Origin of the sequence: Amycolatopsis thailandensis (assembly GCF_042723255.1) — a bacterium.
GTDB classification, from domain to species: Bacteria; Actinomycetota; Actinomycetes; order Mycobacteriales; family Pseudonocardiaceae; genus Amycolatopsis; species Amycolatopsis thailandensis.
Window position 1 is genome coordinate 1 of record NZ_JBHXJK010000124.1, and the last position, 25,517, is coordinate 25,517.

General features: G+C 70.1%; 21 protein-coding genes. 11 read left to right on the forward strand and 10 right to left on the reverse strand.

What is annotated here, in order from left to right; genetic code table 11:
- Positions 1-471 precede the first annotated feature (471 nt).
- From ACFWMR_RS33970 to ACFWMR_RS33980, 3 genes are all read left to right on the forward strand, one after another.
- Entirely contained in the window at positions 472-1,365 is an 894-nt protein-coding gene (locus ACFWMR_RS33970) for a LysR family transcriptional regulator (RefSeq protein ID WP_378381337.1), read from the forward strand.
- Positions 1,366-1,469: 104 nt separating this feature from the next.
- Positions 1,470-2,000, forward strand: coding sequence for a hypothetical protein (locus ACFWMR_RS33975; protein ID WP_378381338.1), 531 nt, complete (start codon positions 1,470-1,472; stop codon positions 1,998-2,000).
- A gap of 6 nt (positions 2,001-2,006) precedes the next feature.
- Positions 2,007-4,022, forward strand: a complete 2,016-nt coding sequence (locus ACFWMR_RS33980) for an FGLLP motif-containing membrane protein (RefSeq protein ID WP_378381339.1) — start codon at positions 2,007-2,009, stop codon at positions 4,020-4,022.
- Here ACFWMR_RS33980 and ACFWMR_RS33985 read toward each other — a convergent pair.
- From ACFWMR_RS33985 to ACFWMR_RS33995, 3 genes are all read right to left on the reverse strand, one after another.
- Entirely contained in the window at positions 4,000-5,223 is a 1,224-nt protein-coding gene (locus ACFWMR_RS33985) for a CynX/NimT family MFS transporter (protein WP_378381340.1), read from the reverse strand. The genes ACFWMR_RS33980 and ACFWMR_RS33985 overlap by 23 nt on opposite strands.
- A complete protein-coding gene (locus ACFWMR_RS33990; RefSeq protein WP_378381341.1) occupies positions 5,220-5,912 on the reverse strand; it encodes a FadR/GntR family transcriptional regulator in 693 nt (230 codons plus the stop codon). Before ACFWMR_RS33990 ends, ACFWMR_RS33985 begins: the two co-directional genes overlap by 4 nt.
- 69 nt (positions 5,913-5,981) lie before the next feature.
- Positions 5,982-6,374 carry a VOC family protein gene (locus ACFWMR_RS33995; protein WP_378381342.1) on the reverse strand — a complete coding sequence of 131 codons (393 nt, stop codon included), beginning with the start codon at positions 6,372-6,374 and terminating at the stop codon, positions 5,982-5,984.
- 82 nt (positions 6,375-6,456) lie between these two features.
- Between ACFWMR_RS33995 and ACFWMR_RS34000 the strand changes: the two genes are divergently transcribed.
- Positions 6,457-7,671, forward strand: coding sequence for a cytochrome P450 (locus tag ACFWMR_RS34000; RefSeq protein WP_378381343.1), 1,215 nt, complete (start codon positions 6,457-6,459; stop codon positions 7,669-7,671).
- A 14-nt stretch (positions 7,672-7,685) separates the two neighbouring features.
- Here the strand turns inward: ACFWMR_RS34000 and ACFWMR_RS34005 are convergent, their stop codons facing one another.
- Both ACFWMR_RS34005 and ACFWMR_RS34010 read right to left on the reverse strand, forming a co-directional pair.
- Entirely contained in the window at positions 7,686-8,183 is a 498-nt protein-coding gene (locus ACFWMR_RS34005; protein ID WP_378381344.1) for an SMI1/KNR4 family protein, read from the reverse strand.
- 572 nt (positions 8,184-8,755) lie between these two features.
- Positions 8,756-9,205, reverse strand: a complete 450-nt coding sequence (locus ACFWMR_RS34010) for a MarR family winged helix-turn-helix transcriptional regulator (RefSeq protein ID WP_378381345.1) — start codon at positions 9,203-9,205, stop codon at positions 8,756-8,758.
- 79 nt (positions 9,206-9,284) lie between these two features.
- On the opposite strand from ACFWMR_RS34010, the gene ACFWMR_RS34015 reads away from it, so the two are divergent.
- Positions 9,285-9,752: a cupin domain-containing protein gene (locus ACFWMR_RS34015; protein ID WP_378381346.1), complete on the forward strand. Its 468-nt coding sequence runs from the start codon at positions 9,285-9,287 to the stop codon at positions 9,750-9,752.
- A 10-nt stretch (positions 9,753-9,762) separates the two neighbouring features.
- Here ACFWMR_RS34015 and ACFWMR_RS34020 read toward each other — a convergent pair whose 3' ends face one another.
- Positions 9,763-10,275 (reverse strand): tetratricopeptide repeat protein, encoded by a 513-nt coding sequence (locus ACFWMR_RS34020; protein WP_378381347.1) that lies wholly within the window; start codon positions 10,273-10,275, stop codon positions 9,763-9,765.
- Positions 10,276-10,351: 76 nt separating this feature from the next.
- Positions 10,352-11,434: a sugar ABC transporter substrate-binding protein gene (locus ACFWMR_RS34025; protein ID WP_378381348.1), complete on the reverse strand. Its 1,083-nt coding sequence runs from the start codon at positions 11,432-11,434 to the stop codon at positions 10,352-10,354.
- A 512-nt stretch (positions 11,435-11,946) separates the two neighbouring features.
- Here ACFWMR_RS34025 and ACFWMR_RS34030 point away from each other — a divergent pair.
- Positions 11,947-12,294 (forward strand): hypothetical protein, encoded by a 348-nt coding sequence (locus tag ACFWMR_RS34030; protein ID WP_378381349.1) that lies wholly within the window; start codon positions 11,947-11,949, stop codon positions 12,292-12,294.
- Here the strand turns inward: ACFWMR_RS34030 and ACFWMR_RS34035 are convergent.
- Positions 12,291-14,987, reverse strand: a complete 2,697-nt coding sequence (locus ACFWMR_RS34035; protein ID WP_378381350.1) for an AAA family ATPase — start codon at positions 14,985-14,987, stop codon at positions 12,291-12,293. The two genes, ACFWMR_RS34030 and ACFWMR_RS34035, sit on opposite strands and share 4 nt — an antisense overlap.
- 76 nt (positions 14,988-15,063) lie before the next feature.
- Here ACFWMR_RS34035 and ACFWMR_RS34040 point away from each other — a divergent pair, with 76 nt between their 5' ends.
- The 4 genes from ACFWMR_RS34040 (at position 15,064) to ACFWMR_RS34055 (ending at position 18,435) form a co-directional block, all read left to right on the forward strand.
- Positions 15,064-16,449 (forward strand): MFS transporter, encoded by a 1,386-nt coding sequence (locus ACFWMR_RS34040; RefSeq protein WP_378381351.1) that lies wholly within the window; start codon positions 15,064-15,066, stop codon positions 16,447-16,449.
- Positions 16,450-16,463: 14 nt separating this feature from the next.
- Positions 16,464-17,312, forward strand: a complete 849-nt coding sequence (locus ACFWMR_RS34045) for an NmrA family NAD(P)-binding protein (RefSeq protein WP_378381352.1) — start codon at positions 16,464-16,466, stop codon at positions 17,310-17,312.
- A gap of 11 nt (positions 17,313-17,323) precedes the next feature.
- Positions 17,324-17,743 (forward strand): Dabb family protein, encoded by a 420-nt coding sequence (locus ACFWMR_RS34050; RefSeq protein ID WP_378381353.1) that lies wholly within the window; start codon positions 17,324-17,326, stop codon positions 17,741-17,743.
- Positions 17,744-17,862: 119 nt separating this feature from the next.
- Entirely contained in the window at positions 17,863-18,435 is a 573-nt protein-coding gene (locus tag ACFWMR_RS34055) for a sigma-70 family RNA polymerase sigma factor (protein WP_378381354.1), read from the forward strand.
- Here the strand turns inward: ACFWMR_RS34055 and ACFWMR_RS34060 are convergent, their stop codons facing one another.
- A complete protein-coding gene (locus tag ACFWMR_RS34060) occupies positions 18,436-20,844 on the reverse strand; it encodes an ATP-binding protein (protein WP_378381356.1) in 2,409 nt (802 codons plus the stop codon).
- Between the two features lie 70 nt (positions 20,845-20,914).
- Positions 20,915-24,211, reverse strand: a complete 3,297-nt coding sequence (locus tag ACFWMR_RS34065; RefSeq protein ID WP_378381357.1) for a right-handed parallel beta-helix repeat-containing protein — start codon at positions 24,209-24,211, stop codon at positions 20,915-20,917.
- Positions 24,212-24,360: 149 nt separating this feature from the next.
- Here ACFWMR_RS34065 and ACFWMR_RS34070 point away from each other — a divergent pair, with 149 nt between their 5' ends.
- The gene (locus ACFWMR_RS34070) at positions 24,361-25,473 is read left to right on the forward strand and encodes a S8 family serine peptidase (RefSeq protein ID WP_378381358.1); all 1,113 of its coding nucleotides are present in this window, start codon (positions 24,361-24,363) and stop codon (positions 25,471-25,473) included.
- The last annotated feature ends 44 nt before the right edge of the window (positions 25,474-25,517 follow it).

The following is a 25,517-nucleotide window of genomic DNA, read 5'->3' on the forward strand; positions in this document are numbered from 1 at the left end:
CCCCGTTGCACGGCGATGACCTGCACCAGTCCGTGACGCCCTCCTCCCCTACCCTGAAAGTAGGGAAGGAGGCCTTCACGGACTTCGCCCTCCGACCTGGCACCCTTGACTTTCGGCCCGGTATTTCCACCTGACGGCCAGGACGTCTGGCTCGGCCTGATCGATCCCGCGCTGGCCACGCGGCCGCCCCGATCGGGGCGGCCTGCGGCCGGAAGGGGTCGTCTTCCAGCGCGGAGCGGGGAGCTCGATGCCATCGGACCCGCGCTCGAACGGGTCCTCGACCGGCTCCCCGACGACGGATGACGATCCCGGCGCCGAGACTGTTTCTTTTTCTCCCCGAAGAAACGCGGATCGGTGTCCCGGCCGACATCGCCGGGTGACCGCATCGTTGCCGGTCTTCATCCTGCTGGCCGTGTCCGGACGCGACGGATCTGCGGAATCGTGAACGCGTTCGAAGGGGAGGCGGGGAGCATGGAACTACGTCATTTCAGGTATTTCACGGCCGTCGCCGAGCAGGGTGGGTTCACCAAGGCGGCGAACATGCTGTTCGTCTCGCAGCCGACGTTGAGCCAGCAGATCCGTGCGCTGGAGCGGGAACTCGGCGTCCCCCTGTTCCTGCGCGCGCCGGACGGGGTCCGGCTGACCGCCGCCGGTGAGGTGTTCCACGGGCACGCCGAAGCCGTGCTGCGGATGGTGGACGAGGCCACCCGCGCGACCCGGCGCGCCGGGTCGGAGCCGGACACGCTGCGGATCGGCTGGTCTCCGCCGATTCCGCGCGCTCTGCACGTACCGATCGCGAGCGCTTTTTCGACGGCGTACCCGCACGTGCGGTTGGCGTGGCAGGAGACCACGTTGCCCGACCCGGAAGGGCCGCTGCTCGACGGCGACGTCGATGTCTCACTGCTGCGGCTCCCGGTGGACGTCGAGCGGGTGCTGTGGGAGCCGATCGCCGACGAGCCCTGCGGTCTGGCGGTGCCGATCGGGCATCCCTTGGCGGAGCTCGATTCCGTCGGTGTCCCCGACATCCTCGACGAGCCGATGCCGAACGTCGGGGACGCCGTGCCCGAGGCCATGAAGCGGTGGTGGCTGCTGCCGGATTCGCGCAACGGCGAGTATCCGAAGGCGGTGGGCGAGCCGGTCAGCACCGTGACGGAGCTGGCGTTGTCGGTCGTCTTGAACGGCGTGGTCTGCCCTGCCCCGTACCTGTACGTCAAAACCGCCGCCGTGCACGGATTCCGCGCACTGGAGTTGCGTGAAGGTCCGTGCTCGTCCACCGGTGTCGCCCGCCGCCGGGACGATCGGCGCGCGTTGCCGCGTCTGTTCTGCGAGCTGGCGACCCGGGTCACGGCCGAGCTGCAGCCATAGCCCCGGCCGATCGCCGGATAGGCACAACGACTTCGACCCGGACCGGTGTGCGGGCCGATCCTCGAGTACAGCGGGGAAGGCTTCACGACGGGAGTTCACCGACCATGACCGGAATCCGGTACACGACGCTGATCGCGGCGACGGTGGCCGCGCTCGCCCTGCTCCAGCCGGCTCCCGCCCAGGCGGGAACGGAGCTGTCGCAGAGACTGTGCCGCGGCGACCAGATCGGCGTGATCCGGGATACGCCCTTGGCCATCGTGAACGGTCAGCCGGTGAGTTTCGGCTACCAGGACCGGACCTTCATCGGCCCCGGCATCCCGCTCCAGGACGGGGACGTCGTACGCGTCCGGGCGACCGGTTCGATCAAGATCGACTCGTGGCCGTGGGGGCCGTCGTACTCGCCGGCGGGCCATCCGACCGAGCGGACGAGAACGGTCTGGGGCGGGATTTCGGCGCCGTCGTACGGCCTCTACGGATTCTTCAACTCGACGGGAAGCGCGTTCCCGGTCGGGGCCGACAGCGGATGCGTGGTCTACCGCGGACCGCGGACCTGGCTGTGGCTGGCGCAGAACGACGACAGGACCGTCGACAACAGCGGGCGGTGGGATCTCACCGTGCGGATCTGGACTTTCTAGCGCACCGTGAACCGCATCCTGGCGTTGTTGATCGCCGGACCGGGCCTGTTGCTGGGCCTGGCCGCGGCGCCGCCGACGGCGGTGGACGACCGCTTCGTCTATTCCGGCAACCAGGCGGCCGGCGGCTGGTTCACGGTCGACGTCCTGGCCAACGACACCCCGCGAGGCGCTCAGGTCCGCGCTGTCGAGCTGGTGTCCGGCCCGACGGACGGCGTGGTGGAGCCGACCACCAGCCCGGTCGGATTCCGTTGGCGCAGAGGATCTTCGCTGACCGCGCGGTGGAGCTACCGGATCGTCGACACGGCGGGGGCCCGGAGCAACACGGCGGCGGTGTCCGTGGGGGTCCGGCTCGGCCCACTTCCGCGTGACGACGGCTACCAGGCGACGTCGGGTGTGCTGCTGAAGGTCCCCGCGCCCGGCGTGCTGGCGGGAGACAGCCACCCCGATGGGGAGCGGCTGACGGCGGAAAGCAAGGCACGCAACGGTTTCACCGCGCGGGGTGGACGGGTGGTGCTGCGACCGGACGGCTCGTTCGACTACGCGCCGCCACTCGGCTTCACCGGAACGGACTCCTTCGGCTATCGAGCGGTGGACCCGCAGAACGACGCGGCGGACGCGACAGTCACCATCGCGGTCCAGCCGAGACCGTCCACGTCCAGGACCACGCCTCCGCCGTCCGGCGACCAGTCGTCGGGCAGGGCCGAGGTAACCGTCCACCTGCACGGTTACCCGGCGGACTGCCGGGCGAGCCCCATCGTCCTCGGCGGCCGGAGGCTGGACACCTGGCTCGACGAGGCGCGGCACGGACAGGGGGACAACTGGGAGTTCATCGACCTGCACGCGTTCATCCCGGACGGCCTGACGGCGGGCGTCCGTACCGTGGAGTTCCGGTGCGCCGGGGCCGTCCACACCGCGGGCACGATGAAGCTGCCGACCGGTCCGGTCCTGACGACCTTCGAGCTGACCTGGAAACCGAACCCGGGCTCCACCACCTCGATCCCGCAGCCGACGGAGCCACCGAGTCCGCCGCCGGCCCCGCCGGAACCACCTCGCGCGAAACCGCCCGGGATCACCGACATACCCGTCTTGAGCGAGGTCCTGACCGATCTCCGGTCCCTGGCGGTGAGCGCGGCGACGGCGGCGGCGATCATCGCGGTCGTGCTGCTGCTGGAGACGGCCTTCCCGGCGGACCTGGTCAACAAGATCCTCGAAGTGCTACGGACCCCGGCCATCCGGGAGCGGATGGACCCGGCGAGTCCTCGTGGTCACGCCTGGCCGCGGACGCTCGGCTACGCGCTGCTCGGCGGGGGATTGCTGGTCTGGGCCGACGCCGAGATCAACGCCGAAACGTTCGACTGGGGCATCGTCGCGCTGAAAACGGCGGCGGGCGCTGTCGCCCTGTCACTGGTCGTCGCCGCCTACGAGAAACCCAAGGACTCGCTGCTCACCGCGAGCCGCGGCCGTGGCGAACTCCGGGCCGTCTGGCTGGGTTTCCTCGTGGCCGCGGCGATGGCGACGCTGTCCCGGTTGCTGGACTCGCCCGTGCCCTACGTCTACGGACTGGTCGTCACCTTCATCGCCATCGGCGAGGCGTCGAAGCGGGCCCAAGGACGGGCGACCTTGGGCGGTGGGATCGCCGTCCTCGTGACCTGCGTCGGGCTCTGGGCGGCGCTCGGCCCGCTGATCGTCGCCGGCCGGGAAGCCTCTCCGAAATCGCCTGCCTACGCGCTCGCCTTCGCGATCTGTGTCGTCCTGGCCGCGGGGATCCAGGTCGTCGTCTTCGGGCTGCTCCCGATCAAGCCGCTGGACGGCCACGCGCTGAAGGACTGGAGCAAAGCCGCGTGGTGGGCGCTCTACCTGCCCGCGGTCTTCTTCTACGTCCATGTGGTGCTCACCAGCGTGCATCCCGCCCTCGACGACACCTCCGCCGGGGAAAAGATCTTCGTGGCGTCCTCTCTGTTCGTGCTGGCCAGTGTGGCGAGCTTCCTCCTGCGACGGCTCAAGAAGGTGTCCGGGCACTGACGAGACGGTCGCGCCCGGCGCCGTATCCCGTACCGGCCATGAGCAGGCTCAACGCGATCAGGAGCAGGAGGGCGCCTGTCCAGCTGCCGGTGGTGTCGTGGAGGACACCCAGCAGCAACGGCCCGATCGCCGCGACGAGATAGCCGATGGACTGGGCCATCCCGGCCAGGGCCGTGGTCTCACCTGGCCCACTGGCGCGCTGGCTCTGGAAACTCAGGGCGAGCACGAGACAGGCGCCGGTGCCCAAACCGAGAAGAGTGCACGCCACGAGCGCGAGCGCGGGGACGAGAAGCAGGATCACGAAACCGGCGGCGACGATCACCGAGGCCGAAGCGGCGGTGAAGCGCTGGTCGTGACGGCCTCGGGTGAGCAACGGCAGCGCCATCCCGGTGACCAGTCCGATCACCTGGTAGTAGAACAGCGTCCAGCCGCCCGCCGCGGTGCTCATGCCCTGGTCGGCGAGGATGCTGGGCAGCCAGGCGATGGCGGTGTAGAAGACGAGGGATTGCAGGCCCATGAAGAAGGAAACCTGCCACGCCTGCCAGGATCCCCAGGGAGTCCGAGCGTGCTTTCCGCGTGTCCGGACGCCGGCGTCCGGCCGTGGCTCGCGCAGCCGGGGAAGCCACGCGACGAGAGCGGCGAGGGCGATCACCACTCCCCAGGCGAGCGCGGAACGCCAGCCGCCGGGGAGTGCCTTGGCGAGCGGAACGGAAATCCCGGATGACACGGCGGCGACCAGGCCCATGGCGGTGACGTAGAGGGCGTTGACGGTGTGCGCCTTCGGACCGGGGACGTGGGTGCGGATCATCGTCGGCAGCAGGACATTGCCGATCGCGATCGCCGCCGAGAGGATCACGGTCCCGGCGAACAGGCACACCAGCGACGGCAGGGACCGGAGCACGGTGGCCGCCGTCAGCACCGCGAGGGCGGCCACGAGCAGACGGGTGGTGCCGAACCGGTGCGACAGACGTCCGACGAAGGGCGAAGTCACCGCGAACATGAGCAGTGGCACCGTGTTCAGGACGCCACTCGCCGACGCCGTCAGCCCGGTGGCCTGCTGGATGGACGGCAGCAGCGTGCCCACGCCGGTCAAGGTCGCGCGCAGATTGGCCGCCACCAGGAGAATCGCGATCACGAGACCGGCCGAAAGGGCGGGTGTGGTGCGGGCCGGATCGCTTCTGGTCGTCGTGGGAGAGGTCATTTCCGGCGGTCCGTTCCGGTCTCGGTGAGCTTCACGATCTCGGCGGCGCGGTAGCGGGCGCCGACCTCGTCGCGGGCGGCGATCGCCTCGACGAGACTCCGGTGCAGATCGGCATGCTCGGCGGCGGTCGCGGCGGGCCACAGCGTGTCGCCGATCTGCTCGGCGACCGCCGCGCTGAGGACGTCGTAAACCTCGGTGAGCAAAGGGTTCCCGCCGGCCTTCACCACGGCCTGATGGAAGCGCACGTCGGCCTCCGCGGCGAGGGTCACCTCCTGGGAGCCCGCGATCGTCTCGGCCTCGTCGAGGAGCCGCCGGAGACGGACCATGTCTTCCTCGGTGCGCCGCGCCGCGGCCAGGCCCGAGGCGTACTCCTCCAGCACCGCGCGAAGTTCCAGCACGTCGCTTTGCCGGGAAGCGTCGGCGCGCCTCAACAGGACCGAGTGCATTTCGCTCGACGCCCGGACGTAGGTTCCGTCGCCCCGCCGGGCTTCCAGCAAACCCAGATGCGCCAGCGCACCGAGCGCTTCGCGCACCGTCGTGCGCCCGACGCCGAGCTGCTCGACCAGATCGTGTTCGGGCGGGATCCGCGTCCCCACGGGCCAGGCGCCGGAGGCGATCTTCTCGCGAAGGGTGTCCACCAGTTGCGCCGACAAGCTCGCGACCCGGCGCGGCGCACGCAGTTCGTTCATAAGGGGACCCTAACACCGAATGTCTGACATTTACTGTGACGCCGACGACTGAGCGACGGCTTCGGCGAGTCAGCCAAGCCCCTCCGGGGTGACCAGGCAGAACGGATGCCCGACCGGATCGGCGTAGACGCGGTATCCGATGGGCTTGTCGGAACCGTCGAGCAGGCGCCCGCCGAGGGTGAGCACCTCCTGCTCGGCTTCGTCCAGGTCGGCCACGAGGAGATCGAGGTGCAGCTGCTGCGCGGGCTCGCCCCGCTTCCAGTCCGGGCGGACGTAATGATCGGTGCGATGGAGGGCGAGATCCGGCTGGCCGTCGCCCAGTGTCAGCCGCACATGGTCCGCGCCGTCCCTTGTGCGGCTCACGCCCAGAAGCGCTTCGTAGAAGGGCGCGAGGGCTTGCGGGTCGGGGCAGTCCACCACCACGACGGCGATTCGCGCCCGACGGCTTTGAATATGACGCATATCACATCCTTTTTGTCCGATTACCGGGGTCTCCCGCGCCGCCATGCTGCGAAGGCACGAATGCCGACACCGGGAGGATTCCATGACAGACGAAAAAACGGTGCCCCAGTTCCCGATGGCTCGCGCGGCCGGTTGCCCGCTCGCGCCGCCGCCGGAACTGACCCGGCTGGCCGAGCTCGATCCGGTGTCCCGGGTGCGGTTGTGGGACGGCAGCACGCCGTGGCTGGTCACCCGGCACGAGGACGTGCGTGCGGTGCTGGCCGACCCGCGCGTCAGTGTCGACGCCACGCGGCCCGCCTTCCCGCACGCCAATCCGGTGAGCAAGGCCCGCGACACCAGGATGAAAACGTTGATGCAGATGGACGCGCCGGAACACACCGTGCAGCGGCGGCTGCTGACGCCGGAGTTCACGATCAAGAAGATGGAGGCTCTGCGGCCCGCGATCCAGCGGATCGTCGACGACCTCGTCGACGAAATGCTCGCCGGTCCGCGGCCGGTGGATCTGGTCGAGGCCTTCGCGTTACCGGCCCCGTCACAAGTGATCTGCGAACTGCTGGGCGTGCCCTACGCCGACCGCGACTACTTCCAAGGAGTCGCCCGGACACTCGTTATGGACGAAGGCGATCCCGGGAAAGCGCTGGCCGCCAGCGAACAGCTGAACACCTACCTGGAGAACCTGGTGCTGGAACGGGACGCCGAGCCGGGCGAAGACCTGCTCAGTGCCTTGACCGTCGGGCAATTCCGGACCGGTGCGATGACGCCACACGAGATCGCGACACTGGGTCAGCTGCTTCTGGTGGCGGGGCACGACACGACCGCGAGCATGATCACTTTGGGCACAGTCGCGCTGCTGACCCATCCGGATCAGCTGCGCGCCGTCCGGGACAGCGAAGATCCCGCGGTGGTGGCCGACACCGTGGAAGAACTCTTGCGCCATCTGTCCGTCACCCACACCGAAGCCCGCCGTGTCGCGCGAGAAGACCTGAAGATCGGCGGCCGGCTCATCCGCGCCGGCGAAGGCATCATCGCGGTGAAAAGCACCGCCAACCGGGATCACTCCGTCTTCCCGGACCCCGGCCTGCTCGACGTCCGCCGCAAACCCCGTCACCATCTCGCGTTCGGTTACGGCAGGCATCTGTGCCTGGGCGCTCCGCTGGCGCGAGTGGAGCTTCAGGTCGTCTTCGGCACGCTCTTCCGGCGCGTGCCGACCCTGACCCTGGCGAAACCCTTGCGCGAACTGGAATTCGACGAGAACGCGATCTTCTACACGGTGCGGGAGCTGCCCGTCACCTGGTGATACGGCAGAGCGTGTCAGCTGAAGACGTGGCTGGGAACGAGCCCCTCGATGAATGAGCGGAAGTCACGGGCCAGCGCGAGTTCCACTTCGGGGTCGGACTCGAACCATGTGACCGAGGGGTCACCGTCTCGTCCGCACGCGCGGTAGTCGAGTCCGATCCAGGAGTGCCCATCGCCGGAGAGCAGCACCAGCGGTTCCGGTAGGCCCCACTCCTGGACCAGATAGGGGGTGTCCAGCAACGAAGTCGTCCTGTCGCGGCGCCCGATGCCCATCAGCTGGTCGAACGGGACGTGGTCTTCGCTCCACGACGTCGGCCGCGACGTGGGAAACGCGTCGTGGGCGGCAGCGACGCTTCCGCCGTTCTGGACGCGCAGAAGGTCGAGCAATGCCGACGGCAGCGTCACGCCGAGCACTTTCTCCGCTTCCCGCGCCGATTCGTCGGTCAGTGGCTGTTGGACGCCGTAGTCACCGTTTCCCCAGAAGGTCGCCAGGATCTCGTCGAATCGTGCCATGTGGACAGCTTAGGCCTTGCTCGATCTCGACTGTCCACAAAGGAGAGGCGCGGTGGGATGGGTGTCGCGACGTCGGGTCTGCTGGGGCGCGTCAGGTCGAGGTGGTCGTGAGTGGGGATTCGGGTTCTGGCGAACTCGTATCTGCCTGCCCATTGGTGTGGCTGGCGAGCGTGGAGGATTTGGGACGTTGAACGTCCCGGATCCTCCACGCTCGATCTCGTTGGTGGGGGAGTCGGGGCAGTGAACGTCCTGGGTCTGTCGTGGGTGAGGCCGTGTTTCGTTGTGGTGCGGGGTGGGGCTGGATGGTGGTGTGGTCGACGGGGGAGGATTCCGGACGTTGGACGTCCGGGATCTTCCCTCGTCACCGCGTCTCCCGCACCGTCGAGCCCGGCTGGCGCGGGACCGCCACCCTCGCGCAGGTCAGGCTGCTGGCGCGTGTGTGACGATCCGCTAGTCCGTGAAGGCCTCCTTGAGGGACCCAGGGTCTCTCAAGGAGGCCTTCACGGACTGGGACGGGGAGCGACCGCAGCCAGAACGTCAGGGTGGTAGGTAGCCGGGCGCGCCATATTCGCTCACGAGTCGAGTTGTTCGGAGACGGCGCGCATGGCGCGCCCGACCGCCCGCAGGTCTTCGGGTTCGATCACGTCGACGAAGTGCGCGCGGACGGTGCGGAGGTTGTCCGGAGCCGCGCGAAGCAGGGTTTCGCGCCCTTCGTCGGTGAGCCGCGCGCGCACGCCGCGGCCGTCGTCGGCGGTCGTCTCCCGTCGGACCAGGCCGCGGACCTCCAGGCCGTTGACGCGGTGCGAGAGCCGGCTGCGCGAGTAGTACGCCGACTTCGCGAGGTCCGCCATGCGCATCGAGCCGTCGTCGGCTTCGGACAGTCGCACCAGGAGTTCGTACTCCGCCAAGGAAAGCCCGTGCTGCTCGCGCAGCCGGCGGTCGAGAAGGTCGACGAACCGGACGGATCCTTCGATGAACGCACGCCAGTCACGCTGCTGGTCGGTGTCGAGCCAGTTGGTCACGATGTCCACGGTAACAGTTGACGCCTTCAACCACTTCGGTCTAGCGTTGGTTGAAGACTTCAACTAGATGGGGGTTGCGATGGCACGCGAAGCTTGGGTGTTGCAGGAGAAGGACGCGGAGGTCATCGAGAAGCCCGCGCTGTGGTTGCTTGCCGATGGCGAGCACACAGGCGGGCTCCTCGGCGCGAACCGGCTTTCCTTGCGGGCCGGGGAAGCCGGTACGAAACCGCATTACCACAAGAAATCCGCGGAGGCCTTTTACGTCCTCGACGGGGCGCTGCGGATGCTGGTGGGCAGCGAGACGGTCACTGTCGAGCGAGGCGGCTACGTCGTGATCCCGCCGGGTGTCCGGCACGCTTTCGCGGCGCCGCCGGAGCTGGCCGCGGACGTCCTCATCACGTTGGCGCCCGGCGTCGAACGGTTCGAATATTTCCGCGCCCTGCCCGGCATTCTTCGCGGAGACGTCGAGCCTGCGGAGATCGAGCGAATCCACGAACGGTACGACGTCCACTTCGTCGACGCGCCGGAATGGGACGAGCGGGGATGACCGGCCCCGGCTATTCGGGGGGAGCGTCCCGAATCGTTCGCAGGCTGAGCTGGCAGGCGGAAGTGGCGGGGTGCTGGGCGCCGAGGACTTGTTCGCACAGTTCCAGGGTGGAGCGTTGTTCTCGTTCGGCGGCTTCCAGCCGGCCGAGGTGGTAGAGCATCACGCCGTGGTTCACGCGTCGGCCGAGAGTGATGGGGTCGCGCTCGCCGAGAGCGGTTTCCGACGCCTCGACCAGCGCGCGTTGCTGCTGAGCCGCTTCGTTCACGTTGCCGGAGTCGAGCAAAAGGTACGCCAGGAGGCTGTGGCCGAACAGGGTTTCCGAGTCGGTCGCACCAAGAACGCGGGAACAGTCGTCCTTCGCGGCACGTAGCTCACGTTCGGCTTCTTCCACTCTGCCGGCGCGGTGCAGGGCGAAGCCGAGCAGGTTCCGGGTTTTCAAGGTCTCCCGGTGGTCGGCGCCGAACCGGTCCGTGGCGAGTGCGACGGCGGCCTGACGGGCCGGGATCGAATCGTTTTCCGACATGTTTCCTCCCCTTGGTCGAAATTCCGCTCGATTCGAGAGTACCCACATCGTCGACTCTATGATTTCGTCGTGTCCCTCACTTGATTTCGTAGATCTCCGGGGTGAGCACGGTGCGTTTGGTCGCCTTGCCTCGTTCGTGCATGGATTCCAGCGCGTGGACGACGCTTTCGGCCAGGCTGTGGGAATCCTGGACCACGGTGGCCCGCAAGGGGCTCGTTCCGGTGTCGATCAGGGTGCGTGCCTCGGTGGTTCCGTCCACACCGATGACCACGGTGTCCGCCGTGACCGGGGAAGTCGTCGCCCGAAGCGCGTCGACGGCCCCCAGCGCCATCTCGTCGTTGGTGCAGAAAACGGCGTCCAGGTGTCCTTGCTTCGCGGCCAGCAGGCGAATGTGGGACTGCACGGCGTCATAGGCGCGGGGCCGCTGAAAGGCGCAGCTGTCGTCGATGGTGATCGAAACGTCGGTCAACTCCGTCCGGAGAACGCTCGCGCAATGGTCTTGCCGCGCCGGATGCTGTTGGCTGGCCACGATCAGCACGTGTGGCCGTCGCGTGCCCCGTTGCCGGAAGTGCGTGACCAGCCACCGACCAGCGAGGTTTCCGAGATCGCGGCTGAGATAGCCGACGAAGGTGGTGTTGGCAGGGTAGTCGGCTTCGTCGTCGAAAGGTTCGATGTCGGTGAAAACCACCGGCAGGGCCAATTCGGAGCAGAATTCGACCAGATCCGGACGTAGCCGGTGCACTTCGGTCGCGACGATGACCCCGCCGAGATAACCGCGGCGCGCGGCCAGGATCCTGCGCAGGTGGTGTGCCTGCGCGGCGGCGTCGTAATCCCGGTCGGGCACCTTCAGCACCAGGTCGATACCGCTGCGGTCCAGCACGACGTGCACACGTTGCACGAAACCGGCGACCCAGTACTTCTGGCTGAAGGCCGAGGTCACCAGGAATGCCTGGCGCGGCCGCCTGGTCCACGGCGCTCGGCGCAGCATCAGCGGGATCGCGGCCAGCGAGCCCGCGGCCAGAACGGTCCAGGCGGGCACTTTCGCGATCAGCGCGTCGCCGCGGAGCAATGCGAGGATCCCGGCGAGCACCAGTCCACCGGTCACCGAGGTCAGGACGGTGAACCGTACCGGAGTGCGATCGCGGTCCAGTGTTTTCACGGTGACGGCCTCCCGGGTGGACGGACACAAGGACCACGGGCAGCGATTATGGGGCCGGTCGGCAGCCGGATGCCATAGCCCGCTCGCACTACCGCCGCTTGAACCGGGCGGAGGTGCCGGAAAACACGGAAACCGGATAAGTGAAAAGTCGGAAAAGTTCCGACAACGGGTGATCGGATCATTCCCGGGGCGAATCCGCGATCAGGAATCGGCCGGGTAACCTCCACCCCGGAGGATTCGGTTTTGGGTGGGGGATGTTCGGCATGAAAAAGAACTCGCGGCTCTTCGCCGCGCTTTCGTTGTCGGTGATGGCCTTCTGTTGCTCTTGTGCGGCAGGCGAAGGGAATGTGGTTTCCGCGCCTTCCCCGAGTCCGGCGGCGGCCCCTTCTTCGACTTGGGCTCCGGCGACCTCGCCTGAGGTCGTTTCGGCGGCATGCGTGTTCCTCGGCGTCGAAGAACTTCAAGGGGCGTTGCGCGCGAAGGCCGTCTATCGATCGGCGGAACAGGAAGTCATGCGAGGGCAGAAGAGCGTCAACTACGCCTGTGACTTCAGCCGTGTCGACGACGGTTCCGAGGTCGGCAGCCTCATGGTGACCGCCGCGCCCGGGAACACGGCGCCGGAGGCCTTGCTCGGCGTCGCCGAGGACCAATGCCTTGGCGAGGGGCAGGCGAAGCCCTTGCCGGACGCCGGGGACGGGGCGTTTTGGTGCATGAGTGAGGACCTCGACACGTTGGTGGCCACCGTGAAACGGAGCCGGGGCGAGGCCCGGATCGCGTACTTGACGCTCGCGGGCAGTCCGCTGAGCGCCAACATCCCCGGCTACGGCGAGCTCGCGGAGCTGCTCGGCGGCAGGCTCTAGACCTGGGCCGGGGATTCACCGAGATCAGGCATGTCCCTGAGCTGCCTGCGCGAGGTGATGCCGAGTTTGCGGAAGATGTTGCGGAGGTGGGCGTCCACCGTCCGAGGACTGACGAACAGGCGCGTCGCCACCTCTTTCGACGTCGCGCCCGCCGCGACCTGGCGCGCGATGTGCATCTCCTGCATGGTCAGGTGGTCGTAGAAGCGTTCGGAGCGGCTGCGCGCCACTTCCCCGGTCGCGCGCAGCTCGTCGGCGGCCCGCCGGGTGAACGCCTCCAGCCCGATCTTCGACAGCTGTTCGTGCGCGGTGCGCAGGTGTTCGCGTGCGTCGCGACGGCGGCCCGCGCGGCGCAGCCATTCCCCGTACCGCAGGTGTGCCCGCGCGAGGTGCGCCGGGAGCGGACTGTTCGTCAGCTGCTCGAGAGACTCCAGGTAGTCGTCTTCCGCGTCGCTGAGCAGCGCCCGCGCGCCCGCCTCCACTCCGAGGGCGAACGCGGTTCCCGCGGGTTCTGTGCGCTGTGTCAAGGATTCCAGCGCCGATCGCGCGACGGCCTCCTCGCCGCATCGGACCGCGGCTTCCACCAGTTCGGGCAGCGCGATGCCGGTGAGGAACAGATCGCCGCTCGCCACGGCCCGTTTCGCAGCCTCCAACGCGGCCGGGTATTCGGCGAGGCCGTTGTACAGCACGGCCGTCGCCCAGTGGGCGTTCGCGGTCAGCTGGCCGTTGCCCCGCTTCGTCGCCTCGACGGACAGGTGGAGCACTTCTTGACGGCGGCCGCGCAGCGCCGCGAGATGCACCCTCGGGTAGAGCTGCGGCGGATCGCCGACGGCGTCGGCGATCGCCTCCTCCTCGGCGATCGCGGCCATCGCCCGCCCGAAATCCCCGGTGAGCACCGCGTGCAGCGCCACCTGGGACAGGCCGAGCCGGATGGTCATCGGCGCGCCCGTGTCCCGTCCGGTCCGCACCAGCCAGTCGACGATCGTCGCGTGCAGGCCGATGTCCCACAGTTCGCCCGCGAGCACGGTGGCCAAGGCCGGTGTCCGCGTCCAGCCGGCGTCGTCGCCGGTGAGGGCCTGGCGAAGCGCCGGTAAGCCGGTGTGATGCCCCTCGGTGTTCAACCGCACGAGCGCGTCGAGGAGATCCGGCGTCCGCGACGCCGCCGGTGCCGAGCGGGCCGCGTCGAGTACCCGGTCCAGCACGCCCGCGGCCCTGCCGACGACGAGCCCCATCTCCAGCGCCGCGATGAAGCACTCGCGTGACCGTTCCGGGTCGACGGTGGCGAGCCGTCGCGCGGCCCCCAGGATGAGTTCCGGCCCCCGGACGGCCCCGTCCGCGCCCTGGACGAAGGCGATCCGCCCGCGCAGCAGGTCGACGGAAGCGTGCTGGGGGACTTCCAGTTTGTCGGTGTCGATGCTGGCCAGCAGGTCCGCCGCCGCTTCCGTCCCGCCCGCTTCGAGCGTCGTCCGCGCGGCCGCGAGCGTGCGTTCGATCTGTTTGCCGGGGTCGAGCGACAGCGCCGCCGCGCGTTCGAGGAACGCGGCGGCGGCCGCGACGCCACCACGGGCCTGCGCCCGGGACGCCGACAGTTCCAGCTCCGCCGCGACCTGTTCGTCCGGCCCGATCGTGGCCTGGGCCCGGTGCCAGGCCTGCCGGTCTCGGGCGGTGCCCGGATCGGTGGCCTCGGCCAGTGCCCGATGCGCCGCCTGCCGACGCTCCGGTTCCGCCGCGAGGTAGGCGGCCGAGCGGGCCAGCGGATGACAGAAGCGCGCACGCGTGCCGAACAGGATCAGCCCGGACGCCTCGGCGGCGGCGCTCGCGGCGGCCACGTCGATGTCCAGCCGCCGCGCGGCCGCCCACAGCAGCCCCGGGTCGCCGGTGGGATCGGCGCTCGCGAGGATCAGCAGCCGCCGGGCGTCCGGGGGCAGTTCCGCCATCCTCGCCCGGAAGCTCCGCTCGATCCGGCTCGCGATCGGCGACGGCGCGGGCGGCGCGAAGCCGCCCGCTTTGGGCAGCTCGATCAGGGCCAGCGGGTTCCCGCGGGCCTCAGCGAGCAGGCGGTCGCGCACCCTCTCGTCCAGCGTCACGGTCTTCTCCTCGGCCAGCAGGGCACGCGCGTGCGCGTCGCTCAAGCCCGTGACCGTCAGCCCGGGCAGCTCGTCCAGCCCGCGGATCGGGTCCTGGTCACGGGCGGCGAACACCATCGCGATCGGCTCGGCCGCGATCCGCCTCGCCAGGAACGTCAGCGCCCGCGCCGAGGCGGTGTCCAGCCAATGCGCGTCGTCGACCACGCACAGCAGCGGACGCTTCCCCGCGGCCGCCGTCAGCAGTTCCAGCGCGGCGAGGCCGACGCGGAACGGGTCCGGCGCGCCGTCGGCCAGCCCGAAGGCGACGAGGAGGGAATCACGGTAGGGAGCCGACAGCGAGTCGAGATGCGCCAGCGCCGGAACACAGAGCTGGTGCAACGCCGCGAACGGCAGCTCGCCCTCGAACTCCGACCCGGACGCGTGGATGAGCTGGAAGCCCTCCGGTGCCGTGCGTTCGACGTGGTCCAGCAGCGCGCTCTTGCCGATGCCCGGCTCGCCGCGGAGTACGAGCACGCCGCCTTCACCCCGGCCCGCGGCGCGGACGAGGGCGAGAAGACGATCGATTTCGTCTCGCCTGCCGACGAGCGAGCGGGAGGACGTCGAGGCCATGGTCCGAACCCTAGCGAGGCGAGCTAGGTGATTGTCGCCGACGCGAACGCGGGCGGGCCCGCGCGATCGTTGCGGCATGACAGTACGAGCGACGAAACAGACCTCGCGCGGGGTGGCGATGACCGGCCTGGCGACAGCCATGTTCCTGGTCATCCTCGACGCCGCGATGGTGAACCTCGCCGGCTCCACGATCCGGCAGGGCCTGGGACTCACCGCCGCCGAACTCACGGTGGTCGTGGACAGCTATCTGGTGGCGTTCGCCGGTTTGCTGCTGCTCGGCGGCCGCCTCGGAGACGTACTCGGGGCCAGGAAGGTGTTCCTGACCGGAATGGCCGTGTATCTCGCGGCCTCGGCCTTCTGCGCGCTGGCCACCGGCGGCGGGATGCTGATCGCCGGGCGGATCGGGCAGGGGATCGGGGCCGCCGTCCTGATGCCCGCGGCGCTCTCGCTCGTGCTCGGCCTCGCCTCGTCGCCCGCGGAACGCACTCGCGCGATGGGCGTCTGGGGCGCCGTCGCGGGGGCGGGCAGTCTCATCGGCGTCTTCCTCGGCGGAACGCTGACCGAACTGCTCGGCTGGCAGGCGGTGTTCGTGACGCCGGTGCCGTTCGGTGTCATCGGCGCGATCGTGGTGTGGCGTTCGGTGCCGCCCGTGCCCGGCAGGCCAGGCCGGTTCGACGCGCTGGGCGCCGTGACGATCACCCTCGGGATCTCCGGGCTCGCGCTGGGCATGGTCTCCGCCTCCGACGCCGGATGGACCGCCCCCGGCACGATCGCCGGCCTGGTGGCCGGTCTCGTTTCCCTGATCGCGTTCGTCTTCGTCGAGCGGAGCTCCGCCCGCCCGCTGATCCCGCTGGGCGTGTTCCGCCGGAAAGCGGTGGTCACGGCGAACCTGGTGATGGTGCTGATCGGCGGCACCTTGACGAGCTTGTTCTTCTTCCTTCCCCAGTACCAGCAGGAAGAACTCGGGATGAGCCCGCTGGCGGCCGGGATGGCCCAGCTCCCGATCGCCGTCATGATCATCGTGGGCAGCGTCGTCGCGCCGCTCGCGGCCAAACGGGCCGGGGTGGGCCGCGCGCTGCCTGCCGCCCTCGCCGTCCTGCTCGCCGGTTTCCTTTGGCTGGCACTGGATCCGACGACCAGTGGGTTCTCCGTCAGTCTGCTGGGCGCGTTCCTGCTGATCGGCGCCGGACTCGGGCTGTCCGCCGTCAACGCCACCGCGATGGCGGTCCGCGACAGCGCGGACGGCGAATCGGGACTGCTCAGCGGACTCGTCAACGCCGCGCAGCAGCTGGGCGGCGCGGTCGGGCTGGCCACGCTCGCCGGGATCGCCATCGGCGCCGGGGGAACGCACGGGGACATCTCGTTCACGACCGCTTTCCTCGGCGAGGCCGCGCTCGTCGTCATCGCCCTCGCGGTATCGATCGTCTCCGCCGTCGGGACCCGACGGCGTCTTCGCTCCTGAAAGGACGCTCCACAATGGACACAGTGCTGGTGGCGGGCGCGACCGGAACCGTCGGATCGGCCTTGATCCCCGCCCTGCTGGACCGCGGCGTCACCGTCCGGGCCATGACCCGCGACTCGGGCCGCGTCGTTCCCGGCGCGGAGACCGTCGTCGCCGATCTGCGCGACCCGGAATCGGTCGCCGCGGCGCTGAAGGGTGCCGACGCGATCTTCCTCAACAGTCCCTCCGCTCCCGACGCGGCCGAGGTCCAGACGCGGTTCGCCGACCTCGCCCGCGACGCCGGGGTGGACCGGCTCGTGGTGCTTTCGCAATACGCGGCGCGCGCCGACTCGCCGGTGCGGTTCCTTCGCTGGCACGCCGGGGTCGAAGCGCACGTACAGGAGCTAGGGATCGGCCACACCGTGCTACGCCCCAACCTCTATCTGCAAGCGTTGCTCGCCTTCGCCGCCACCATCTCGCAGGGCTTCTTCACCGCCCCCATCGGCGACGCCGCCGTCAGCGCCATAGACACCAGGGACATCGCGGACGCCGCCGCGGTCGTGCTGACCGAGGCGGGACACACCGGCCGCACCTACACGCTGACCGGGCCTCGCGCCGTGACCCACGACCAGATCGCCGAGGCGCTCTCCGGCGCACTCGGGCGGGAGGTCGCCTTCCACGCCACCTCCGCCGGTCGGTTCGCCGCCGGGCTGACCGGCCTGCTGCCGCCGTGGCAGCTCGAAGGCCTCCTCGAGGACTACGCCCATTACGCCCGGGGCGAAGCCGCCGAGGTGCACACGTCCGTCACCGACCTGACCGGCGCACCCGCGCGCGACGTCACCGATTTCGCCCGCGATCACGCCGCTGTTTTCCGTTCCGAGTGAAGGAGAGTCCGATGATCTATCACTGCGTCCGGTTCACGCTCAAACCCGATGTCACCGAGGAAGCCAAGGCGGCAGGCCTCGCGCGGATGAGCGAGCACGTCGACGCCATCCCCGTGATCAAGGCGCGCGTCGTCGGCCCCGACTTCGGCGGGGGGTTCGACTACGGCGCCGTCACGCTGCTCGAAGACATCGAGGGGTACGAGGAGTACATGAACCATCCGGCGCATCTCGAAATGGACCGGACCGGGCTGCCCTTGATCGACAGATTCGTGTCGTACGACATCACCGACGACCCGGATCCGGAGATCGGCGCGAAGATCGCCGACGTCCACCGGCGCCGGTTCCGGAACGTGCCGGACGTCGCCGAACTGGTCGCCGGCCTCCCGGAATACACCGGCAGCGCCGCACCCGGCGGGCACGGGGACCGGTGAGTGGCGGAAGGACCGGAAGAACCCGCCGACGCGGAGTTCTGCCGGTCCTTCCGCATGGTCGCGGGCTACTCCGACCGGTGGAATGAGGTCAAGGACGCCAACTAGTCAGGGAGGTCGGCGTGACAGGCCACCGCGGTACGCAGGTGACTTCGCTGGCGGACAGGGCGCCGTCGGCCGAGGGGAACGCTTTCCTCGCGGCGCTGCACACCGAGCACCGGGTCCATCTGCTGCGCTTCACCCGCGGGCTGCTCCCCACCGACCCGCACCGGGCCGAGGACGTCGTGCAGGAATGCCTGTTCCGGGCGTGGCGCAACAGCGAGACCCTGATCGAGAAGCGCATCCCGCCGCGGCCGTGGCTGTTCCGGGTCGCCCGCAACCTCGTCGTCGACTGGGCGCGCCGCGACAAGGCCCGCCCTGTGGTGTTCGGGGACGACGACTTCGACCTGCTGCCGGGCGACACCGACTTCGCCGACGAGGTCCTCGAACGCTGCGTCGTCGAGGAGGGGTTGGCTCAGCTGACCCCGATCCAGCGGGAAGCGCTGGACGAGGTCTACCGGCTCGACCGCACCCGGCAGCGGGCCGCCGCGAGCATCGGCGTCCCGGTGGGGACGGTCAAGTCCCGCGTGCACCACGCGACCATCGCGATGACCGAGGTGCTGGCCGGCAGCGGGGTCACCGCCGCGGGGTGGTGATCAGGCCGATTCGGACACCGCGACACCGAGTTCGGCGGCCAGCTCGTGCCCCGTCTGCCGGGCGAACGGCGTTTCGTACCGGGCGCATTCGGCGAGAGCGCGCACCCGGTGCGCCTTGGCCTCGGCGGGTTTCCCGGCGGTTTCGGTCAGTTTCGCCAGCTGGATCAGGATCTCGATCTTGGTTTCGGACCAGCGCGCTTCGGCGAGGGCGGAAACCAATTGCTCCTCGGCCTCGGCCAGCCGGTTCGCCTTGAACAGGACCTGGCCGCGCAGATGCTGCGCCTTCGCCACCGCGAAGGTCGCGCCATGCCTGCGGAACAGCGACTCGGCCTCGTCCAGCAGAGCCAGCGCCGTCGCGACGTCGCCGGTCGCCGCGACACTGTCGGCGAGCCGGGTCAGGACCATCGACAGCAGTTCGTCGTTGCCCGGCGCGGTGGCCGAACCCCGGTAGTAGGCCTCGCTCTCGCGCTGCGCGGTGACGGCCTCGCCGTACTCGCCGAGGGTGTGCAGCATGCTGCCGAGCAGGGACAGCGCCAGATGACGGCCGTTCGGATATCCCGCCCGCTCGAACAACTCCACGGACCGCCTGGTCATCAGCGCGGCCTCGCGCGGGGAGCCGAGCCGCCGGGTGATGGCGGCCCCGTAGTACCAGGCCCAGGCCTGGACCAGCAGGTCGCCCGCTTCGGTCGCCGCCGCCACCGCCCGTTCGTGCGCCTCGCGCGCGGCGTGCGGATCCCCGCAGAGCGCGTAGAGCGCCCACGACACGTAGTTCAGCTGTTCACCCGCGGACCGGACGTCGCCCAGCGCCCCGGCCGCCGCCGCGCCCGCGCCGAACACCTCGCGCCAGAGCGGGCCGGTGCCCCGCAGATCCGAGTACCAGTGCATGGCCTCGGCCAGTTCGAGCACCTGACCGTCCGCGCCGAGCGCCGCCGCCGACCGCAGCGCCCCGCGCCAATGGTGCTGTTCCTCGGCCAGCCACCGGGCCGAGGATTCCCGGTCGGGCACCGGATCGGGTCCGTCGATCACGACGGTCACCTCGGTCCGGTCGTGATCGAAGTACTGCGCGGCCTTCGTCGCGACCGCGAGCAGCCAGTTCCGGACCCGCGCGGCGGCTTCCCGGACGTCCTCGGCGTTCTCGGTGGTTTCGAGCCTCTCCTTGGCGAACACGCGCAGCAGATCGAGCGTGGTGTATCGCCCCGGCGTTCCGCTCAGGCCGAGCAGGCTGGCGTCGGCCAGCTTCTCCAGCGCGGCTTCGACGTCGTCCGCCGGGCTGCCGGCGGCGACCGCGGCGAGCTCGACGGACACGTCCGGACCGTCCAGCAGCGCCAGCCGCCGGAACACCCGGGCGGTTTCGGGCGCCAGATGGTGGTACGAGAGAGCGAAAGCGGTGCGGATCTGGAGGTCGCCCGCGGTGAGCACGGACAACCGCCGCCGTTCGTTCTCGAGCTGGTCGGCGAGATGCGCGATCGTCCACTGTGGACGGCTGGCCAGCCGGTTGCCCGCGATGAGCAGGGCGAGCGGCACGCCGCCGCAGAGTTCCGCCACGCGCCGCGCGGCGTCCGGTTCCGCCTTCAACCGCCGCTCCCCGGCAGCGGCGCCGAGCAGGACCACCGCGTCTTCGCCGGACAGCACGTCGAGGGCGAGCCGGTGCCTCGCGTTGAGCCCCGTCAGCGTGCTCCGGCTGGTCACCAGCACCATCGAGCCGGGGCTGGTGGCGAGCAGCGGGCGCACCTGGGCCTCGTTGGCGGCGTTGTCGAGGATCAGCAGGATCTCGCGATCGTGGACCAGGGACCGGTAGAGGGCGAGCCGGTCTTCGGGATCGTTGGGGAACTGGCGTTCGTCGAGTCCCAGCCCGCGCAGCAGGCGGTGCACGGCCCGGTCGGGCGTGAGTGGTTCGGGGTCCATGCCGCGCAGGTCGAGGAACAGGCAGCCGTGGGCGAACCGGTGGGCGTGCCGATGCCCGGCGTCCACGGCCAGCGCGGTCTTCCCGGCGCCCGGGAGTCCGTGCAGCACCGCGACCTGAAGGTGGGATGACGACGCCGCGGACTCCGCCACCTCGTCCAGCAGCCGTCGTTCGGCCGTCCGGCCGGTCAGTTCGGTGAGGTGGGGCGGCAGAGCGGCGACGACGACGGGCCGGGGCGCCTCGGCGGGGGCGGATTCGTCCGGGACGACCGCGCCGCGTCGGCCGGAGCGGGCGAGGCCGGTGAAGTCGTCCGCCTCCTTGCCGGTCAGGCCCAGGCCCTCGACCAGCAGTTCCGCGGTGCGCCGCTGCGGGCTGCGGACCCGCCCGCGCTCCATGTCGCTGATGCTGCGCACGCTGATCCCGGTCCGCTCGGCCAGTTCCTCCTGCGTCATCGGGACGCGCAGCCGGTAGAAGCGGAGGAAGTCTCCGAACGCGGTCTTGTCCACGCTGCGTGGACTCCTCTCGACGACGCCAGGCAGGGCGGGCCAATCCTGCCATGGCGTCGCGAGGTGAAGCTCAGGGAAGGTCGGCCGGTGAGAGGAGTCGCAGGTCCGCGATGGTGGGAGCGCCGGTCGTGCTGAGCCTGCCCGCCTGGCGGGTCATCATGATCTCCAGGACTTGGCGCGCGTAGCGGGCGTTGCCGAAGGTTTCGTCCCGTTCCACGCCCGCGAAGTGACGGCGGAGCGCGATGACCGTCTCCGGCGCGCACTCGTAGCCGTTCGACGAGGCCATCCGGTGCACGATGGTGACGAGGTCGTCGGTGGAGTAGTTCTCGAACTCGATGTGCCGGGAGAACCGCGAGGCGAGACCGGCGTTCGAGGCGAGGAACGACCGCATCGCCGCCGAGTAGCCCGCGACGATCACCACGGTGTCGTCACGGTGGTCCTCCATCAGTTTGACCAGCGTGTCGACGGCTTCCTGGCCGAAGTCGCCGCCCGTGGCGCCCTCCGGGGTCAGCGCGTACGCCTCGTCGATGAACAGCACGCCGCCGCGGGCGGACTCGAACGCCTCCCTGGTCAGATGCGCGGTGTGCCCGACGTAGCGGCCGACCAGGTCGGCGCGCGCGACCTCGACCAGATGCCCCTTGCGCAGCACGCCCAGCGCGGCGAGCAGCTCGCCGTAGAGCCGGGCCACCGTGGTCTTGCCGGTACCGGGCGCGCCGGCGAAGACGAGATGGTTGCTGATCGCGGGGACCGGCAGCCCGGCTTGCCGTCGCTGCCGCGCGGTGGAGATCAGGTTCACCAGATCGTTGATCGCGTCCTTCACGCCGGTGAGGCCGATCATCGAGTCGAGTTTCGTCCGCAGCACCGTGAGCTCGCCGTCGTCGCCGCCCTGAACGGCCTTGCCCGCGTCCCCGGGGACGTCGGCGGCGAGCAGGAGCGACAGGCTCTGGTCGTCGGCGTCCGCGTCGCTCGCTAGCCGGAAAGCCTGCCTGTCCACCATCTCCTCGAACACCTTGCGCGCGGTGCGGCCGTTGCCGAAGTCCTCGCCGCGTTCCATCTGTCCGAAGTGGACGGACAGGGCGTTCCTGGTGTCCTCGGGCACCTGGTACTGGTGGGCGGTGCACATCTTCTCGACGATGGTCACCAGCTCGTCGGTGCTGTAGTTCTCAAACTCGATGGTCCGGGTGAACCGGGACGCCAGCCCGGGATTGGACTGCAGGAACGAGGATATCTCCAGCGAATACCCGGCGGCGACCACCACGAGCTCGTCACGATGGTCTTCCATCAGCTTGACCAGCGTGTCGATGGCCTCGCGGCCGAAGTCCGGGCCGCTGCCCTTGTTCTGCGCGCTCAGGGTGTACGCCTCGTCGATGAACAGCACGCCGCCGAGGGCTTTGGTGAAGGTCTCGGTGGTCTTGATCGCGGTGCCACCGACGATCTGCGCGACCAGATCGGCCCTGGCGACTTCGACCAGATGACCTTCGCGCAGCACCCCGAGTTCGGCGAGGATGCTGCCGTAGAGGCGGGCGACGGTCGTCTTGCCGGTGCCGGGCGGACCGGCGAAGATCAGATGCCTGCTGGTCGGCGGCGCGACCATCCCCGCCTGCTCCCGGCGGCGCGCCATCTTGTTCAAGTTCACCAGCGTCTTCACCTGGTGCTTGACGCCGCCGAGGCCGACGAGCTCCTCCAGCCTGGCCAGCGGTCCGCTCTCGCTTTCGGCGCTCTGGGGTACTTCGCCGGGTTCGGTGACCGCCGTGACCTCGGCGGTGGCCGCGGTGGTGCCGTCGGTGTCCGGGGCGCCGTTGGCCTTGCTGATCAGGTTCTCCACCGACAGCCGGGTGGTGGGCACGGTCGTGCGGAGTCCGCCGCCGGTGTTGTCGGAAACGGCGCAGTCCACCAGGCTCACCGGCTCGGCCGACTCGATCCGGACGCCGTCCCGGCGGTTCCCGCTGACCTCGTCGGCGGTGAGTTTCGCCCGCGCGCCCGCTTCAACCAGCACGCCGTGGCCGCGGGACCGCCGCACGGAGGACCGCGACAGCATCAGTTCGCCGCCGTCCCGCACCAGCACGCCGTCTTCGCCCGCCTCGCCGATTTCGCAGTCACGCAAGGAACCGACGCCGCCGGGTCCGATGAGGACGGCGGACCGCTTCGACTGATGCACCCGAAGTGTGCTGACGTAAGGACTTCCGCCTTCGGAGACACTGAGCCCGGCTTTCCCGGCGTCGCGGACTTCGCAGTCTTCGACCCGGCCACGGCCGTTGCCGGTGACCTCGATCCCGTTGCCGCGGCAGGCGTTGAGCGTCGCCCGGCGCAGCAGTGGATTGGCGGCCGCCCGCACCAGGACGCCGTCGCCGGCCACGTCCCGGATCTCCAGCCGGTCGAACTCGGCCGTCGCGCCGTCGGTGACCACCAGGCCTTCCGCCGCGCCGCCGCGTATCGTCGTCCGGCTGAACGTCGGGCCGCTCGCCTCGTCGACGTGGATGCCCGGCCCGGTCGCGTCGGAGACCTCGCAGTCCTCGAAAGTGCCGCGCGAGCGCCCGGTGACCCGGACCCCCGCGCCGCCGGTCTTGGCCGTCCGGCAGCGGCGCAGCACCGGGTCGGCGCCGTCGGCCACGGTGATCCCGTCGCCGGTGGTGTTGGTGGTGCGGCATTCTTCGAGCACGGGGGACGAGTGGGTGCTGATGAAGACGCCGCTCGCGGTGTCGCGCACGGTCGTGTCGAGCACCTTCGTGGCGCTGTCCTCTTCGAGCGCGATCCCGGGCCGGTCGGTCGAGGAGATGTCGCAATGCTGGATCGTGCCCTGAGCCTGTCCGTTGGCGCAGACGCCGTTTCCCTTGGCGTGCCGCAGGGTGCAGTCGCGCACCATCGGGTTCCCGCGTTCGGCGATCACGACGGCGGAGGTCCGCACGTGTTCGACGACGCAGTCCTCGATCGTGCTGGGGGCGGGCGAGGTGACCACGATCCCCGCGCCGCCGGGGTTGGTCACCCGGCAGCCCCGCATCGCCAGCGAACCCGAATTGCGGGCCAGCACCGCGGTCCAGGCGGCGCCGATGATCTCGCAGTCCTCCACCGCGGCCTGTCCGCGGGCGATGTCGACGGCGGGGAGTTCCTCGTGTTGTCCCCGCAGCACCAGACCGGTGAGCTTGACGGCCTCGGCGGCGAGCTGGACCGCGCTGCCCTGGCGCGCCACCACCTCCACGGTTCCACGCGCGTCGCTCGCCGCGATGGTGACGACCTTGGTCACCACCAGGGATTCGTCGTAGCGGCCGGGCAGCACGGAGATCACCGTGCCGTTGCGCGCGTCCTGCAACGCGGCCGAAATGGTGCGATATCCCTGATCGCGGTCCACCGTGAGCACGTGCCGTGACACGAGCGCTCCCCTCGTCGTTCTCCGATCGGAACCTGCCCTCGGCTCCACCGAGGACAACGCGGGGGAGGTCCGATCGGGTTCACCGGCGCGGGCGATCCTGCCGGTGGTTCTTCCTGGGCGGGCCGCGCGGGGCGTGCTGGACTGGGACGATGAGGCGACCCCTGGCCGTGGCGTGCGTGACGCTCACCCTGTTGGCGAACGGCGGTCTCGCGGCCGCGCAGGACACCGAGCTCCCGCAGATCCCGCAGACGTTGAAGGCCGGGCAGGCGTGCACTTCCGCGTCGGGCAAGAAGGTTCCTTCGGTACCGTGGCAGCTGCCCTATCTCGGGGTGGACCGGCTTTGGGCGCTGTCGAAAGGGGACGGGGTCACCGTCGCGGTGGTGGACACCGGAGTCGACAAGTCGGTCTTGCCGGTGCAGCCGGTCGGTGACGGCGGGACGGACTGTGTCGGGCACGGCACCGTCGTCGCGAGCCTGATCGCGGCGCCCGTCGTGGACGGTGCCAAGGTGTCCGGGCTCGCGCCCTCGGCGCGGGTGCTCGCGGTGCGCGGAACGGAGAAGAACGGCACGGCGAGCGCGGCGGGTATCGCCGGCGCCCTCGACGCCGCACTGGCGGGCGGCGCGCGGATCATCTGTGTCGCGGCGGCCGTCACCGACGCGGATCCGGAGCTGAAGCAGGCCGTCGACCGGGCCATCGCGGCGGGCGCGCTGATCGTGGCCGCGGCGGGCCGGGACGCTTCCCGGGACGTCCCGCCGGGACCGTACTACCCGGCGTCGTTCCCCGGCGTGCTCGCGGTGTCCGCGCTCGGCCCGGACGGGAAACCGGACGCCAAGGCCGTTCCCGGATCCCTTGCCGCACCGGGGAATCTCGTGGCAGGCCTGGGACCGGGCGGTGGTGCCGCGGTCGGCGCGGGCCCCGCGTTCGCCGCCGCGCACGTGGCGGCCGCGGCGGCGCTGATCCGCTCCTACCGGCCCGAGACGACGGCCGCCGACCTCGCCAGGAGGCTGCGGGACACCGCGTACCCGCACGCCGGGGTCACCGTGCTCGACCCGCTCGCGGCGCTGACTTCGGTCGCCGGGGCAGGGGAGGGCGCGGCGGCCGCGCGCCGTGAACCGGTGGTGGTCGCGTCCGGCCCGGACGTGGCGCCCGCGCGGCAGGCGGCTTGGTCGGTGGTCGTGGGTGTCGTGGTCGCTGTCGCTCTGCTGGGCGCGGCGGCCGTGGTGGTGCCGCGGGGGCGGCGGCGGGGGTGGCGAGTTCGCTGACGCGCGCTTGAAGTACATGAAGGCCCCCTTCCTTGCGCCAGGCG

Coding starts and splice junctions, on each gene's coding strand:
- ACFWMR_RS33970 (WP_378381337.1), top strand. CDS start 472: ATGGAACTACGTCATTTCAGGTATTTCACGGCCGTCGCCGAGCAGGGT.
- ACFWMR_RS33975 (WP_378381338.1), top strand. CDS start 1,470: ATGACCGGAATCCGGTACACGACGCTGATCGCGGCGACGGTGGCCGCG.
- ACFWMR_RS33985 (WP_378381340.1), bottom strand. CDS start 5,223: ATGACCTCTCCCACGACGACCAGAAGCGATCCGGCCCGCACCACACCC.
- ACFWMR_RS33990 (WP_378381341.1), bottom strand. CDS start 5,912: ATGAACGAACTGCGTGCGCCGCGCCGGGTCGCGAGCTTGTCGGCGCAA.
- ACFWMR_RS33995 (WP_378381342.1), bottom strand. CDS start 6,374: ATGCGTCATATTCAAAGCCGTCGGGCGCGAATCGCCGTCGTGGTGGTG.
- ACFWMR_RS34000 (WP_378381343.1), top strand. CDS start 6,457: ATGACAGACGAAAAAACGGTGCCCCAGTTCCCGATGGCTCGCGCGGCC.
- ACFWMR_RS34005 (WP_378381344.1), bottom strand. CDS start 8,183: ATGGCACGATTCGACGAGATCCTGGCGACCTTCTGGGGAAACGGTGAC.
- ACFWMR_RS34015 (WP_378381346.1), top strand. CDS start 9,285: ATGGCACGCGAAGCTTGGGTGTTGCAGGAGAAGGACGCGGAGGTCATC.
- ACFWMR_RS34020 (WP_378381347.1), bottom strand. CDS start 10,275: ATGTCGGAAAACGATTCGATCCCGGCCCGTCAGGCCGCCGTCGCACTC.
- ACFWMR_RS34030 (WP_378381349.1), top strand. CDS start 11,947: ATGCGAGGGCAGAAGAGCGTCAACTACGCCTGTGACTTCAGCCGTGTC.
- ACFWMR_RS34035 (WP_378381350.1), bottom strand. CDS start 14,987: ATGGCCTCGACGTCCTCCCGCTCGCTCGTCGGCAGGCGAGACGAAATC.
- ACFWMR_RS34040 (WP_378381351.1), top strand. CDS start 15,064: ATGACAGTACGAGCGACGAAACAGACCTCGCGCGGGGTGGCGATGACC.
- ACFWMR_RS34045 (WP_378381352.1), top strand. CDS start 16,464: ATGGACACAGTGCTGGTGGCGGGCGCGACCGGAACCGTCGGATCGGCC.
- ACFWMR_RS34050 (WP_378381353.1), top strand. CDS start 17,324: ATGATCTATCACTGCGTCCGGTTCACGCTCAAACCCGATGTCACCGAG.
- ACFWMR_RS34070 (WP_378381358.1), top strand. CDS start 24,361: ATGAGGCGACCCCTGGCCGTGGCGTGCGTGACGCTCACCCTGTTGGCG.